The organism is Capnocytophaga sputigena (assembly GCF_900446695.1).
In the GTDB taxonomy this organism is placed as follows: domain Bacteria; phylum Bacteroidota; class Bacteroidia; order Flavobacteriales; family Flavobacteriaceae; genus Capnocytophaga; species Capnocytophaga sputigena.
In genome coordinates this window covers 169192-184582 of sequence record NZ_UAVP01000008.1, presented here as the reverse complement: position 1 = coordinate 184582, position 15391 = coordinate 169192, and the positions used below count along the sequence as shown (strand labels likewise).

Sequence of the window (15391 nt, the reverse complement as noted above, 5' to 3'; positions counted from 1 at the left end):
AATATGAAGTTTGAAACTAAAGCGATTCACGGAGTCAGAACCCCTGAAAAAGGCATTGAAAACTGGGGAAGTACCCTAAATATGGCTACTACTTTTCCTATCAAAACTTATAATGAGTGGCAAGAGTTTGAATACTCTCGCGTGTCTAATCCCACCCGCAAAGATTTCGAAACAATGATTGCCCTTTTAGAAAATGGCAAACACGGTTTTGGATTTTCTTCAGGGATGGCAGCGACCACCTCGGTGTTTACAATGTTTAAGGCTGGTGATCACTTTGTGCTTAGTTTGGATATTTACGGAGGTACTTACCGCATTATCAACGATATACTCAGCAAGTTTGGCTTCGAAGCAACCTTTGTAGATACTACCGATTTACAACAGATAGAAGCCGCTGTGCGTCCTAATACCAAAGCTATTTTTATAGAAACCCCTTCCAATCCCCTTTTAGAAGTTACCGATATACGCAGCGTGGTAGCTATCGCTAAACGCCACAACCTGCTTTCAATGGTCGATAATACTTTTATGTCGCCCGTGTTGCAACACCCTTTAGAGTTAGGGGCAGATATAGTATTGCACAGTGCAACCAAGTTTTTGGGAGGACACAATGATATTATCGCAGGAGCTGTGGTGGTGAATAGCGACGAGCTTGCCGAGAAAATAAGTTTTGCCCAAGTAGCTATAGGGGCAATTCTCTCACCTTTCGATAGTTGGTTGCTACTTCGCAGTATGAAAACCCTCAAACTAAGAGTGGAAAAAGCCCAAGCAAATACCCTTAAACTTCTTGATTTCTTGCGCTCTCACCCCGAAGTAGAGAAAGTGTATTACCCTACTGAGGCACATAACAAAGGCAAAGCAGTGCACGAAAGTCAGGCTTCGGGAGGCGGGTCGGTATTTTCGTTCACTGTAAAGAGTGAAGCCAAAGCCAAAGCCTTTTTTGAGAGTTTGAAAGTAGCTCTTTTTGCAGTGAGTTTGGGCGGTGTAGAAACCTTGGTAACTCACCCCAGTACCCTCACTCACACTGAGTTTCCAGAAGAAGAAAAAGTGGCACGTGGTGTTACGCGCACCCTTATCCGTGTAGCTGTGGGGATTGAAGATGCCGAGGATTTGATTGAAGATTTCAAACAAGCATTGGAGAAATAGGGATTGGCAATAGTAATGCAGATAAGTTTTGATTTAGATGGAACTCTTATTCCTTACAATAATGAATTTCCTACTGAAAAAAGATCGTGGTGGGCGAAGTTATTGGGAATAGAGCCTATTCGTAAAGGGACGAAAACTCTTATCAAAACACTGCAATCTCAAGGTAATGAGGTGCATATCTACACTACTTCGCTGAGAAGTAAACCCTATATAAGACGGATGTTTCGATATTATGGCATCAAAATAGGGAAAATTATCACCCAAAAAGAAAATGAACACACTCTACAATCTTTGAAAATTAACGCTTCCAAATATCCTAAAGCTTTTGGTTTCGACCTTCATATAGATGATGCTCAAGGTGTGCAAAGTGAAGCAGAACAATATGGTTTTAAAGTGATTATTATTTCTCCTAATGATAACTTTTGGATAGAAAGAATATTGAAATTACTTTGATTATCAAAGCAATCTTTATACATTGCTTTTCTATAAAAAACACAAAATTCGTAGAATACTAAAAAAACTAAATACTAAAATATATGAGAGTAGCTGTAGTAGGCGTTACCGGAATGGTAGGTAACGTAATGTTAGAAGTACTTGCAGAACACAATTTTCCTGTAACCGAATTAATTCCTGTAGCCTCAGAAAAATCAGTAGGCAAAAAAATCGTCTTTAAAGGCACTGAATATACTGTGATTGGCTTGCAACAAGCCGTGTCACTCAAACCCGATGTAGCCCTCTTTTCAGCAGGCGCTTCTGTTTCTAAAGAATGGGCGCCTAAGTTTGCTCAAGTAGGTACTACTGTGGTAGATAACTCTTCGGCTTGGCGTATGGATCCTACCAAAAAATTGGTAATCCCCGAAATTAACGCCGATGTCCTTACCAAAGACGACAAAATTATTGCTAACCCTAATTGTTCTACTATCCAAATGCTCGTTGCTTTAGCTCCTTTACAACGCAAATACGGCATCAAGCGCGTGGTAGTCTCTACTTACCAGTCGATTACGGGTACAGGGGTGAAAGCGGTACGTCAGTTAGAGAACGAGTACAAAGGCGAAAAAGGTGAAATGGCTTATCACTACCAAATTCACCGCAATGCTATTCCGCACTGCGATGTGTTTGAAGAGAATGGCTATACTAAAGAAGAAATGAAACTCGTGCGTGAAACCAAAAAAATATTGCGTGACGATAGTATTGCCGTTACTGCCACTGCGGTACGTATACCGGTAGTAGGTGGTCACAGCGAATCGGTGAATGTAGAACTCAAAACCGATTTTGATATAAATGAAGTACGCACTCTCTTAGCGCAATCGGCAGGTATCAAAGTGCAAGATAATACCGAAACCAATACTTACCCTATGCCTTTGTACGCTCACGGCAAAGATGATGTGTTTGTAGGTCGTATCCGTCGCGATGAGTCACAACCTAATACGCTCAATCTTTGGGTCGTTGCCGATAACCTTCGCAAAGGTGCTGCCACGAATACTATACAAATCGCTGAATATTTGATTAAAAATAAATTGTTATAGTATCCTAATAACTATCAATAAATTAGCCAATGAATCAATACCATTATTGACTCATTGGCTATTTTTTAGTGAAAAATGAAACATCTCAAACTCTTATCTCTTATCTCTTACCTGTTACTTTTTACTCTTACTTCCTGTGGTATTTTCTATAAGAAAATCACTCCGCCAGAAGTTGTTTATCCATACCAGAAACCTCAAATTACCGCAATAAATGACTCGCTGCGGTATTTTGGTGATAACTATATTGCTAAAAACCAACAAGGTTTGTGGGAACTCTACCTTTCGGGGAATCCCTATCAATTAGGACTCAATTCGGGGGCTCTTACTCAGCCTCTGTACCGTCGTCAAGACAGTTTGCTCTTCACTAAACTGAATCACTTTGTGCCTTCTGAACGCAAACAGCGTTTCTTACGCAAGTTCATCAAATGGTTCAATCGCGATATCAACAATTGTGTAATTCCGCCCTTTAAACAGGAATTGTGGGGGCAAGCCCAATACTCCGATACGATTTTCAACTACTTAGCCCCTGCTTATCAGCGTACGCTCTACTTGCATTCAGCTCACGATTTAGGGCACGCTTTGCAAGATTTGATGCTTGTAGGTTGTTCATCATTAGCAGTTTGGGGTGATAAAACTGAAGAAGGTCAGCTGCTCATTGGTCGCAATTTCGATTTTTACCTCTCCGATGATTTTGCTACCGAAAAGATTGTCCGCTTTGTGCGTCCTGAGGAAGGTATTCCCTTTATGAGTTACGCTTGGGGCGGAATGATAGGCGTGCTTTCGGGTATGAATCTCGAAGGACTTACAGTTACTATCAATGCTGGGAAATCGTCTATTCCCTTCAAAGCCCGTACCCCCATTTCACTCCTCTGCCGTGAGATTTTGCAATATGCTAAAAATATAGACGAGGCGATTGCTATTGCCAAAAAGCGCAAAGTCTTTGTGTCTGAGGCTATAATGGTAGGCAGTGCCGCCGATGGCAAAGCGGTGATTATTGAAGTCTCTCCCAAAAAGTTTGGAGTATACGAAGCTTCTAATGCAGTGGTCTGCGCCAACCATTTTCAAAGCGAACCTTATAAAACCGACAAGAAAAATCTGAAACAAATAAACACCTCACACTCAGCCTATCGTTATGCCAAAATGCAGGAGTTTCTAACACAAGAACCTAAACTAACTCCTTCAAAAATGGCTGCTATTCTGCGTAGTACCGAGGGGCTACACGGCGATTCTATAGGTTATGGTAACGAGAAAGCCCTCAACCAACTTTTGGCGCATCACGCGGTTATTTTCAAACCACAAGAGCGCTTGGTGTGGGTATCGACAGCTCCTTATCAGTTGGGCACTTTTGTAGCCTACGATTTGAAACAGATATTCTCTGGTAGTAGCTACCCCTCTCACACGCCCTACACTCAAAACCCCTCTTTGAATATCCCTGCCGCCCCCTTTCTCTACAGCCAAGCCTTTAAAGATTACGAAGCCTACCGAGGGTTAGAACAGCAAATAGAAACCCATTTGCGCGAGCATACCCCTATAGTTATAGACAAAGTAAAACACATCACTGCTCTTAATCCTCATTATTGGAAAGCCTATTACCTTTTAGGAAAAGCCTACCAAGCCCAAGGCAACACCTCCACGGCTTACCAGCTCTTTCAAAAAGCTCTACAATGCGAAATTCCTTATAGCGAAGAACGAGAGAAAATAGAGAAGTTACTGATAGCTCACTAAAAATTCGTCATTCGTGACTCGTAATTCGTAATTATTTTATATCTTTGCACTCTCTAAAGAAAAAAACTTTATTAATTATCAATTGTTCATTCAATGAAAATATCCTATAACTGGTTAAAACAATATTTGAAGTTAGACTTGCCTGCTGAAGATACAGCAGTAATTCTTACTGATTTAGGTTTAGAAGTAGAAGGTATTGAACACTTCGAAAGTGTAAAAGGCGCTCTCAAAGGCGTAGTCGTAGGTCACGTGCTTGAGTGCGAAAAACACCCTAATGCCGATAAACTCAAAATCACTAAAGTAGATGTAGGGGGCGACGCTCCTCTGCAAATCGTTTGTGGCGCTCCTAACGTCGCCCAAGGGCAAAAAGTACTCGTAGCAACTATAGGCACTGTATTATACGATAAAGATGACAAGCCTTTTGAAATTAAAAAAGGAAAAATCCGTGGAGAAGAAAGTTTTGGAATGATTTGCGCTGAAGACGAACTAGGCTTAGGCGAAAGTCACGACGGCATTATGGTGCTCGATAATAAATATGAAGTAGGAACTCCTGCAAGTAAAGTGTTTGAGGTAGAAACTGATGAAGTTTTTGAAATTGGTCTTACCCCTAACCGCGCCGATGCAATGAGCCACTACGGTGTAGCACGCGACTTGCGTGCCGGATTGATACAGAAAGGAACCTCTTTAGAGCTTATAACCCCTTCAGTAACCAAATTCCACGTCGATAACCGTTCAGTAAAAATAGATATAGAGGTACAGAATAAAAAACTCGTACCTCGTTACACCGGTGTAACTATCAGCAATGTACGCGTTGGCGAATCGCCTGTGTGGTTGCAAAACAAACTCAAAGCCATAGGTATTACCCCTAAAAACAACGTGGTTGATGCGACTAATTACGTGTTACACGGAATGGGGCAACCTCTCCACGCTTTCGATGCCGACCATATTATCGGACGTAAAATAGTAGTTAAAAATGCTGAAGAAGGCACCAAATTCAAAACCCTCGATGGAGTAGAACGTACCCTCAGTGCTGAAGATATTATGATTTGGGATGCCGAAAAACCACTCTGTATTGCAGGGGTATTAGGCGGTGAAAATTCTGGGGTTACGCCATTCACTCGCAACATCTTTTTAGAAAGTGCTTATTTCAATCCCGTTTCAATACGCAAAACTGCTAAACGCCACGCTATCAACTCCGATGCTTCTTATCGTTTTGAACGTGGTATCAACATCGAAGATTGTAAATACGCACTGATATACGCCGCTGTACTCATTGAAAATATTGCTGGTGGTGTCATCTCTTCCGATGTGATAGATTTTTACCCTAAAAAACAAGAAGATTTTCAGGTATTTCTCGCTTTCGAGAATGTCGATAAACTCATCGGTCAGAAAATACCTCGCGACACCATTAAGTCCATTCTTCATTCCCTCGATATCAAAGTCAATTCGCTCACCGAACGCGGTTTAGGTCTGTTAATTCCTTCTTACCGTGTAGATGTACAACGCGAAGCCGATGTAATAGAGGAAATCCTCCGTATCTATGGCTATAACAATATCGCTATCACCGAAAAAGTGAATGCTACAATGTCACATTCTGATAAGTATGCCGACCATAATATGCAGAATGTAGTAGCCGAGCAGTTAGTCGCTCAAGGATTTTTGGAAATTATGACCAATAGTCTTGTTTCCGAAAAAGAAATCACTACTTATACCGAAAAACCTGAACAAGCCGTGAAACTCCTCAATCCGCTCAGCAGCGACTTAGGGTATATGCGCAAAAATCTCGTGTTCTCAGGCTTAGAAGTGATTGCCTACAACAACAACCGCAAACGCTCCGATTTGAAATTGTTTGAGTTTGGCAAAAATTATCACTATATCAATGGTAATTATAGTGAAAATAAGCATTTAGTGCTTTATCTTACAGGGAATACTCAACCCGAACACTGGGGAAGTCCAGCACAAAAGGTTTCTTTCTTTCAACTCAAAGGAGTCGTAGAATCTCTTTTTGAACGTCTCGGATTAAAAGAAATAGTTACCTTGCCATTAGAAACTAATGAAGTTGTATACAGCGAAGGTTTCCGTTGGCAAATAGGGGAGACCCTTTTAGGAACTATAGGCGTTGTAAAAACCAAAGTGCTCAAAGAGTTTGGAATCAAGCAAGAAGTACTCGTCGCCGATTTGAATTGGGAAGAGATTGTAGCACAAGTACAAGGGCATAAAGTAGTCTATAAAGAAATACCTAAATACCCCGAAGTACGCCGTGATTTAGCTCTCTTGCTCGACGATAAAGTAACCTTTGCCGATCTTTATAAAGTAGCCTATACTACCGAAAAAGACCTCTTGCAACGCGTGAACCTTTTCGATGTATATCAAGGTGATAAACTCCCCGAAGGCAAGAAAAGTTACGCTCTTAGTTTCGTTCTCCAAGACGACAACAAAACCCTTACCGATAAACAAATCGATAAAACGATGCAACGCCTACAAGATGCTTTTGAAAAGCAATTCGGCGCAGCAATTCGTTAAAAATGAAAAACCTATATACTTTGCCAAAGTTCTAATCACCTCTTGTGCCGTGAACTTTGGCAAAGTTTTTTATAAAAAACCTCTTTGTTATTTGTAATTAATAAAAATAACCTATCTTTGCACTCTCAATAAAATGATTAGGTGTTTTTAAAACAAATGAAATGAGGATTTTTCTTCTTATTATATCTCTCTTATTTCCTTGTGGTTTAATAGCGCAAATCACCCTCTCAGGACGTGTGGTGAGTGTGCAACAACAACCTCTACAAGGAGTAACAGTGGTTGATAAAATCTCAGGAAAATGGGCCTTTACCAATGATAAAGGTGAGTTTTCTATCTCTGTTTATAAAGAATACGACCTTAGCTTTACAATGTTGGGATTGCAATCGCAAACAATCAAAGGAACAGCAACCCTCACTCATTCCATTTCTGTAATAATGCAAGAGGAAACCCTGCGTCTCAACGAGGTGGTCGTAACAGCTACCAAGGTACGCGACAAAGTGAGTTCGGCAGTAGTGTTAAATAATTATGCTATAGGGCAATTCCAATCATTTTCGGTATCCGATATCTTACAACAGCTCCCTGGACAAACTATAGAAAAACCTTCTTTTTTCACTCCTAATATACTGAACCTACGTACTGCAATCAAGTCCGATAATAATTCTTTTGGTATTAGCTATATTATTGACGATATGCCTTTGAGTAACGATGAGAATATGCAAACTTACAGCAAGAATATCAATACTACAGCTTTCTCTCGTATCAACACAGGTATGGATTTGCGAACTATTCCTGCTTCAAGTATAGAAAAAGTAGAGGTAATTACGGGGATCGCCGACGCTAAATACGGCAATGCAACTACAGGTTTGGTGGTAATTGAACGCAAAGCAGGAGTTTATCCTTTGCAAGTATCTGCCAGTATGATAGGTGGAGGAAATGCTGTAAGTGTAAATAAAGGATTTAAAATCAGTGATAAAGTAGGTAATTTGAGTCTGTCGTTAGACTACTTAAATGCCAATGCTGACCCTCGTAACAACCTTGATGGCTATAACCGTGTAACGCTTTCTTCTATTTGGAGTGTAGTGAGTCCTAAGAACAACTTCCGCAATACTTTTAGCCTAACCCTGAGAAGCAATATCGATGGTAATAAAACGGATAAAGAACAAGTAGAGGGTTTTCGTAATTCATCTAATAAAAAAGACTACGGACTCACATTTAGCAATCGTTTAGGATGGCAGTTCAGCAAAAAATGGATTGACCAACTAAATCTTACTTTCGGTCTTTCTGTTTCTAAACAAGATGATTACAAAGAGCAGTTTATCAACAATGGGGGAGAGGTAGTGCCCACCGCTACCACCACAGCACTGCACGAAGGGCTTTATACACCTGTCGCTTTCCGTTCTTTAGTGCGCACTATAGGGTTACCTTTTAGCATCAACAGTCAGCTGGGGATAAGCAAGCATTTAAAGAACGATAAATTTAGCCAAAATATAAGTGCAGGGATAGGTTTCCTCTACAACGATAATTTAGGTGAAGGTAAAGTGTTTGATTCTTCAACCGCCAACACAGTGGGTACGGTGAGTAAAATATCTAATTCTGAAGAAGGAGTACGCCCTTTGAACTTCAATAAATATGTAATTGCAAACAAATTGTTGAGTGTTTATCTGCAGGATAACTTGCAATGGCAACGTGCTAACGGACAACTGTTAGTTGCCAATATAGGTTTGCGTTACGAAAATCAAAACGGTTACAGTAGTCTGAGTCCGCGTGTGAATATGGCGTATGAGTTCACCAAATATTTCAAGTTAAGAGGGGGTATAGGTTTAGCTACCAAAGCACCTTCCTTAGCCAATCGATTTCCTGGTAACGTTCATTTTGATATCCTTTTGCGTGACGATCGTACCAATCATTATGCAGTGAATCGTGTGCAAACTTATGTAGAACAACGCCGGAAAGTAGATTTAAAACCTTCTAAAGCGTGGAAATACGAACTTGGTGCTGATGTTTCTCTCAAGTTTATGCAGCTAAACCTCACAACATATCTCAATAAAACTTTCGATGCCTTTACTTCTGAAACTACTTTCAAGCTCTACGACCTCCCTAAACTCACCTATATTCCTTCTGCCGATCCTGAACACATACCTCCTACCTATCGTATTGATGGCTATGAAAAAGTAGTGCGTACCTATTCTACAGCTACTAACGGATCGTACTATACTGATAAAGGGGTTGAACTCATCCTGTTTTTCAATAAGATAGATAAAATCAATACTCAATTTTCACTTTCAGGGAGTTATGTGTTTTCTTCAAGTACTTCGCGCCTACCTTATATCAGCAAAACCAACAATGCTCTCGAAGAAAAATATGTATATGGCTATTATCCTACCGATGCTTCTCAGCGCGAACAAATGCACTTGCGACTCACAGCTACTCATCATATATCTTCCTTAGGCTTGCTTTTTTCACTCACTGTCGAACAATTCACCTTTTCTAATAACTATATTGCCTTGAGAGATATTTATCCGTATGCTTATATGGATAAAAATTTAGTATATCACGAAATCCCTGCTGCCGAGCGTACACACTCTCGCTATAAGCATTTATTTTTAACACCTAACGAAACTAAAACTGTACATACCCCTACTTATCACAATTTCCATTTGCGCATCACCAAGGAAATGCTCAACGGACTATCTATCTCTCTTTATGCTAATAATTTCCTAAACTATCGACCTAAAATTACTGTCAACGGACATACTTCTCTACAAAATAGCAAAATTTCATTTGGTGGAAATGTAAAATATCAGTTTTGAAAATAATCAATATTTCTAATTATATGAAACGAGTAATTCTAATTTTCGCACTCTTTATAACCGTGCTATCCTGCAAAAAAGATAATGATAGCGATGGTTTTGTAACCAATATCACTCATCGTTTATCGGTGAAGTACGACGATTTCTTTGGTGGCAAAGCAGCCGAAGGAGTAAATGTAAAACTTACCAATTTGCAAAATGGTCAGATATACACTGTCAAAACCGATGCTCAAGGAAAGGCAAGTGTAGTAATATCTGCGGGTACCTATGATATTTCTGCTTCTATCTCTCTATCTGCCGAACAGATGAAAAGACTCTTTGGTGAGGAAAAAGAAGCGAGCTTCAACGCTTCGTTGAGTAAAGTAACTATCAATGCACAGCAAAATGCTATCAGTGAATTGGTATTACAAACAGGTAAAACAGGCGATTTGCTTATTAAACAAGTTTATTATGTTAGTTCTGATAATCAAAAAGCTGCTGGTTTCCAGTGGAGAGACCAATTCTTTGAGGTGCATAACAATTCTAACGAAACCATCTATTTAGATAATATCTGCTTTGCTCAAATCCACGGCTGGTATAACAGTTTTTCAAAAGAAAACTTAGATGAGAATGGTCAGATAGACTGGAGTAAATCTCCTGATTTAGTAGGCGTTGGTAAAGATGCTAATACAAAATTTGTTTATGCTTACGAAATCTATGCCTTCCCTGGTAATGGTACTACTTACCCCTTGGCTTCAGGTAAATCAATGATTGTCGCCAAAACAGCGATGAACCACAAAGCACCACTTACCATTGGAGGTAAAAAGCACGAAGTCCCTAACCCCGAACTAACAGTCGATTTAAGTAAAGCTAAATTCGAGGTCTATTTGCCTAATCAAGAAAATAATACTGATATTGATAATCCTGCCATTAATATGGAGGTACGCTATAAAATAAACACACTTAAAGATATGGTATTAAATGTGCAAGGGCGTGATGCTTATGTGTTATTTAGGGCTACTAAAGCTGAAACTGATGCTCTAAAAGTAGTGCAAAGTCCCGCTATGCGTGGAAAAAAACCTGATAGAAAATACTTGCAGATACCTGTAGATATTATTATTGACGGTGTAGGTTGTCAAGAAGCAAACCTGCCTAAACGTTTGCCTACTAATGTAGATGCTGGAGCCCTCAGTAGCCCTAAAGGTGCTTACTCCTCCGAATCAGCTATTCGCAAAGAAACTAAAAGAGTAGGTGATAAAATCTTCTATCAAGATACGAACAACTCTACCAACGACTTTATATGGATATCCACTCCGGATGTAAGTTCCCTAAACTGATGATACCTAAAACCCTTTTCATATTATTTGCTTCAACAGTAACTATCTACTCTCAAAGCAGAGTGGATAGTTACTTACATCCTAAAGTATTCCAAACTTATCTGCAAACTCCTGTACTCTTGCCTGCCTCTTCTCTAGAGAATTTTACAAATTCCGGACTTTCTTTCCAAACTGAAAAAGGTGATTTACACTTGGGACAACAACCTTCAGCTGTTACAACTATCAGCCTAAATACTAATGGTTATTACAAAGCTAAAAAAACAGCTTTCTTCGGCGATGTCACTATTAAAAGAGAATATCAAACCAATAAAAAATGGAATCTCTCTTATGTTGAGGTTGCTCCCGATGGGCTAATGCCCGACCCTCATTACTATGCCGTGAGCAAGGCTTCTAATTGGAATGCTCAACAATACCAAGTATTTGGTGGACTTATCACTCCACTCATTACCTCTCATCTCAACGGAATGATTGCTGCCCGTTATCACTTAGGTGAAAAATACCGTACCTCCTTTGATCCTCGTCCTAAAATAATAACTAATGAATTAGCTTTTACCGCCCAATTAGCACTGAATCTTACCTCTCAACAACAAATAGCCATAGGAACAACGTACGGACTTGCCCAAGTAGACAATGGTATTTCTTTTTCCGATAGTGATAGCCATATCCCTATGAACTACCCTAAATACCTCCGTTGGCAATTAGGCTATGGCACTTTCGAGCTTCCCACTGATGTCTCTACCAAACGTGAACGACCTTTCAATGAGCTAACGCTGCATTATCATTATACAACTCCTACTGTCCAATGGATAACTGGAGCTCATTACCAATGGCAAAAAGCAAATACTTACCAAAGTAATACTGAGTATGAAGCCGATGAACGCTTAATGGCAACGCTTAATACCACAAACTATAAGGTCTATATACAACGCCTGAAAAAGCTATCGGAAGCTCAGTTGAGATATTACGCTCAATATACTGAAACTTCTCGTAAAAATTTTTTAAATCTACAACAAGGAAAAAACTATGAAGCGCAATTGCGCGATGTGCAATTTTCAGTACATTATTATTCTGAAAAATACACTCAATTATGCGAAACTGCTGTTACGCTCGGCTATCACCAAGCCTACCAAACTGATGTATTAGCACAAACCCTTACTGATAGGCATTTCCTCACCGCTCAAGCATTACACAGCCGTAGTTACCAACTTTCGGGAGTTGAAATAGCCCCTTTTGTAGCATTCCAATGTCAATTGCCTACCTATAGCAAACTGGAAAATCAGAATATAGAATATTATAAAACTCTCACCAACAACGATTACGCCGCTAAAACTATTCGGTTATTTTACGACGAGGTAGTCTACCCAGATAATACACTCTTGTGCAAAACTCAATACCATTTTTCTTTTGGAACAGATTTCAAACAACAATTGCGCAACCATCTCTTCGCTGTATTAGGAGTAAAAACAACGTATAGCACTACTTTCAAAAGTGATGACCGTTACCATTTGTCTTTACATCTACAACTTAATTATTAATGCGATATTCGCATTTGTGTCCCTACACTTTGGTAAAGTTGATTGCTTGATAATCAATCTATTTCTGTTAAACTACATTCAATCATATAATTAAACCTTTTAATTGTGAAAATGAAGATTTGAATGATTTCCTATTTAAGGAAGCAAAATCTTACTAAAAACAAATGCTTGTCACTACTTTTCTATTATTTTCTCTTCCCCTAGCTCCCCCAACTCCCACCGCTCCTATCCTTCCCATTATTCCCACTAGCTCCCACCGCTCCCCCACCTCCCACACTCTCATATTTTCCACAGCTTCCACCACCTGCCCGTGCGGCTCGCACCCTATATTTCCAAGCCCTCTCGCCTTCGCACTTTGCTAATTCACTAATTATTCCTACCTTTGCACTTTGTAAAGAATACTCTCCCTAAACACTAAAAAAATGTCAGAAGAATTAAAAGAACAACGCTCTAATAATTTTATAGAAAATATCATTGAGGAAGACCTCGCTGCAGGTTTTCCCGCCAACGCTTTGCGCTTTCGCTTCCCCCCAGAACCGAATGGTTACTTGCACCTCGGTCACGCGAGCTCTATTTGCCTCAACTTTGGTTTAGGCTTGCGCTACAATGCCCCTGTAAATTTGCGTTTTGACGACACCAACCCATCTAAAGAAGAACAAGAATATGTAGATGCGATTCGCCGCGATGTAGAGTGGCTCGGATTCAAATGGGATAAAGAATGCTATGCTTCCGACTATTTTCAAGAACTTTACGACTGGGCAGTAATGCTCATCAAACAAGGAAAAGCTTATGTAGATAAACAAACCTCCGAAGAAATTGCGGCTCAAAAAGGTACCCCTACTACTGCAGGAACCGATAGTCCCTATCGCAATACCTCTCCTGAGGAAAACCTCGCCCTTTTTGAACGTATGAAAAACGGTGAGTTCGAAAATGGTACCTATGTACTCCGCGCCAAAATAGATATGGCATCGCCTAATATGCTAATGCGCGACCCTATCATCTACCGTATTATGAACGCTTCACACCACCGCACAGGCGACAAATGGCATATCTACCCTATGTACGACTGGGCTCACGGTGAAAGCGACTACCTCGAACAAATATCTCACTCTCTCTGCACCTTAGAGTTTTTGCCTCACCGCGAACTATACGACTGGTTTTTAGATCAAGTATACGACAACTCACGTACCCGACCTAAACAACGTGAGTTTGCCCGTCGTAACCTTAGTCACACCATTGTAAGTAAGCGAAAACTCTTACAATTGGTAACCGAAAATTATGTGGCTGGCTGGGATGACCCTCGTATGCCTACTATCTCTGGTTTGCGCCGCCGTGGATATACCCCCGAAGCGATTCGCAAATTCGCTGATACCATTGGTATTGCCAAACGCGAAAACCTCATCGATGTATCTCTTTTAGAATTCTGTGTGCGCGAAGACCTCAATAAAAAAGCTAACCGCGTAATGGCAGTGCTCGACCCCGTGAAAGTGGTGATTACCAATTATCCTGAGGGACAAGAAGAATGGCTTGACGCCGAAAATAACCCTGAGGTAACCCCTATGACTTTCCGTAAAGTGCCTTTCAGTCGTGAATTGTATATCGAGCGCGACGACTTCCGCGAAGAAGCTGATAAAAAGTATTTCCGATTGAAATTAGGAGGGGAAGTACGCCTTAAAAATGCTTATATCATCAAAGCTGAAAGTGTTGTGAAAGATGCTCAAGGGAATATTACCGAAATCCATTGTACTTACGACCCCGAGAGCCGCAGTGGTAGTGGTACCGAGGCGAGTATGCGCAAGGTAAAAGGTACATTGCATTGGGTATCAGTAGCTCACGCAATAGAAGCCGAAGCACGCCTCTACGACCGTCTATTTACTGTTCCTGAACCCGATCGCCAAGAAGATAGTTTCTTAAACTACATCAACCCCGATTCTCTAAAGGTGGTAACTGCTTATGTAGAACCAAGTCTCAAAACTGCTCAAGCAGGCGACACAGTACAGTTCCAACGTTTGGGCTATTTCAGTGTAGACCCCGATACTACCCCCGAAAAATTGGTGTTCAACAAAACCGTCGGCTTAAAAGATACTTGGGAAAAGATAAAAAATGAATAACCCTAAACTCTCATTCTACTTGTTAGCCTCATCCGACTCGTCTGACTCGTCTGACTTGTCTGATAACTCTGCTTTGTCCGACTTGTCCCAATAGTCTAACAAAATTAATAAACCACTTTAAAAATGACAACTTTTTTGAAACAAAAAGGAGGATATAAGAAATTACGTGTTTATCAAGTATCAGTGATTATTTATGACATAACCTTTTATTTTGTGCAACACTTTCTTAAAAAAGGAGACCGCACCATTGACCAAATGTTGCAAGCAGCACGTTCTGGGAAACAGAATATTGCAGAAGGAAGTCAGGCTGCTACCACCTCTGCAGAAACAGAAATAAAGCTAACAAATGTTGCAAAAGCGAGCCTTGAAGAACTATTGCTTGATTATGAAGATTATTTAAGAGTACGAAATAAAGTTCAATGGAAAAAGGGGCATCCTCGTTTTGAAAAAGTTCGTACTTTTGCTCGTAGTCAGGAAATCTCTTGGAGGTATCCTACTTTACTCCCTAAATGTGATGATGAAGCATTGGCAAACCTCTGTATCACTCTCATCCAACAAGCAACTTATATGCTTAGACATTTAATAGAAAAACAACAAGAAATGTTTTTACAACAAGGAGGTATAAGAGAACAAATGTCTTTCGCAAGAAGTAAAAATAAGTATCACAATGAAAAATTTGATTAATCTATAATTAATTCATACCTT

10 protein-coding genes are annotated in these 15391 nt (G+C 40.1%); all 10 read left to right on the top strand.

Annotated features, from left to right (window positions below; translation table 11 throughout):
* The first annotated feature begins 3 nt into the window (after positions 1–3).
* The 10 genes from DR017_RS07360 (at position 4) to DR017_RS07310 (ending at position 15370) form a co-directional block, all read left to right on the top strand.
* Entirely contained in the window at positions 4–1140 is a 1137-nt protein-coding gene (locus DR017_RS07360) for a trans-sulfuration enzyme family protein (protein WP_002677963.1), read from the top strand.
* A gap of 15 nt (positions 1141–1155) precedes the next feature.
* Positions 1156–1593 carry an HAD family hydrolase gene (locus DR017_RS07355; RefSeq protein ID WP_040360789.1) on the top strand — a complete coding sequence of 146 codons (438 nt, stop codon included), beginning with the start codon at positions 1156–1158 and terminating at the stop codon, positions 1591–1593.
* An 83-nt stretch (positions 1594–1676) separates the two neighbouring features.
* Positions 1677–2666, top strand: a complete 990-nt coding sequence (locus DR017_RS07350; protein WP_002677977.1) for an aspartate-semialdehyde dehydrogenase — start codon at positions 1677–1679, stop codon at positions 2664–2666.
* Between the two features lie 75 nt (positions 2667–2741).
* The gene (locus tag DR017_RS07345; RefSeq protein ID WP_002677750.1) at positions 2742–4391 is read left to right on the top strand and encodes an acyl-CoA--6-aminopenicillanic acid acyl-transferase; all 1650 of its coding nucleotides are present in this window, start codon (positions 2742–2744) and stop codon (positions 4389–4391) included.
* Between the two features lie 93 nt (positions 4392–4484).
* A complete protein-coding gene (gene pheT, locus DR017_RS07340; RefSeq protein ID WP_002677958.1) occupies positions 4485–6914 on the top strand; it encodes a phenylalanine--tRNA ligase subunit beta in 2430 nt (809 codons plus the stop codon).
* A 161-nt stretch (positions 6915–7075) separates the two neighbouring features.
* Complete coding sequence (locus tag DR017_RS07335; protein ID WP_002677980.1) at positions 7076–9724, top strand: TonB-dependent receptor; 2649 nt, start codon at positions 7076–7078, stop codon at positions 9722–9724.
* Positions 9725–9747: 23 nt separating this feature from the next.
* On the top strand, positions 9748–11040 hold the full coding sequence (locus tag DR017_RS07330; RefSeq protein ID WP_040360791.1) for a DUF4876 domain-containing protein: 1293 nt from the start codon (positions 9748–9750) through the stop codon (positions 11038–11040).
* A complete protein-coding gene (locus DR017_RS07325) occupies positions 11004–12575 on the top strand; it encodes a DUF6850 family outer membrane beta-barrel protein (RefSeq protein WP_002677961.1) in 1572 nt (523 codons plus the stop codon). The genes DR017_RS07330 and DR017_RS07325 overlap by 37 nt, the downstream gene beginning before the upstream one ends.
* Before the next feature lie 422 nt (positions 12576–12997).
* A complete protein-coding gene (locus tag DR017_RS07315; protein WP_002677782.1) occupies positions 12998–14686 on the top strand; it encodes a glutamine--tRNA ligase/YqeY domain fusion protein in 1689 nt (562 codons plus the stop codon).
* 123 nt (positions 14687–14809) lie between these two features.
* The gene (locus DR017_RS07310) at positions 14810–15370 is read left to right on the top strand and encodes a four helix bundle suffix domain-containing protein (protein ID WP_040360801.1); all 561 of its coding nucleotides are present in this window, start codon (positions 14810–14812) and stop codon (positions 15368–15370) included.
* Positions 15371–15391 lie beyond the last annotated feature (21 nt).

Excerpts from the sequence above, each read along its gene's own strand:
- DR017_RS07360 (WP_002677963.1), top strand. The coding sequence starts at position 4 with ATGAAGTTTGAAACTAAAGCGATTCACGGAGTCAGAACCCCTGAAAAA.
- DR017_RS07355 (WP_040360789.1), top strand. The coding sequence starts at position 1,156 with ATGCAGATAAGTTTTGATTTAGATGGAACTCTTATTCCTTACAATAAT.
- DR017_RS07350 (WP_002677977.1), top strand. The coding sequence starts at position 1,677 with ATGAGAGTAGCTGTAGTAGGCGTTACCGGAATGGTAGGTAACGTAATG.
- DR017_RS07345 (WP_002677750.1), top strand. The coding sequence starts at position 2,742 with ATGAAACATCTCAAACTCTTATCTCTTATCTCTTACCTGTTACTTTTT.
- pheT (WP_002677958.1), top strand. The coding sequence starts at position 4,485 with ATGAAAATATCCTATAACTGGTTAAAACAATATTTGAAGTTAGACTTG.
- DR017_RS07335 (WP_002677980.1), top strand. The coding sequence starts at position 7,076 with ATGAGGATTTTTCTTCTTATTATATCTCTCTTATTTCCTTGTGGTTTA.
- DR017_RS07330 (WP_040360791.1), top strand. The coding sequence starts at position 9,748 with ATGAAACGAGTAATTCTAATTTTCGCACTCTTTATAACCGTGCTATCC.
- DR017_RS07325 (WP_002677961.1), top strand. The coding sequence starts at position 11,004 with ATGGATATCCACTCCGGATGTAAGTTCCCTAAACTGATGATACCTAAA.
- DR017_RS07315 (WP_002677782.1), top strand. The coding sequence starts at position 12,998 with ATGTCAGAAGAATTAAAAGAACAACGCTCTAATAATTTTATAGAAAAT.
- DR017_RS07310 (WP_040360801.1), top strand. The coding sequence starts at position 14,810 with ATGACAACTTTTTTGAAACAAAAAGGAGGATATAAGAAATTACGTGTT.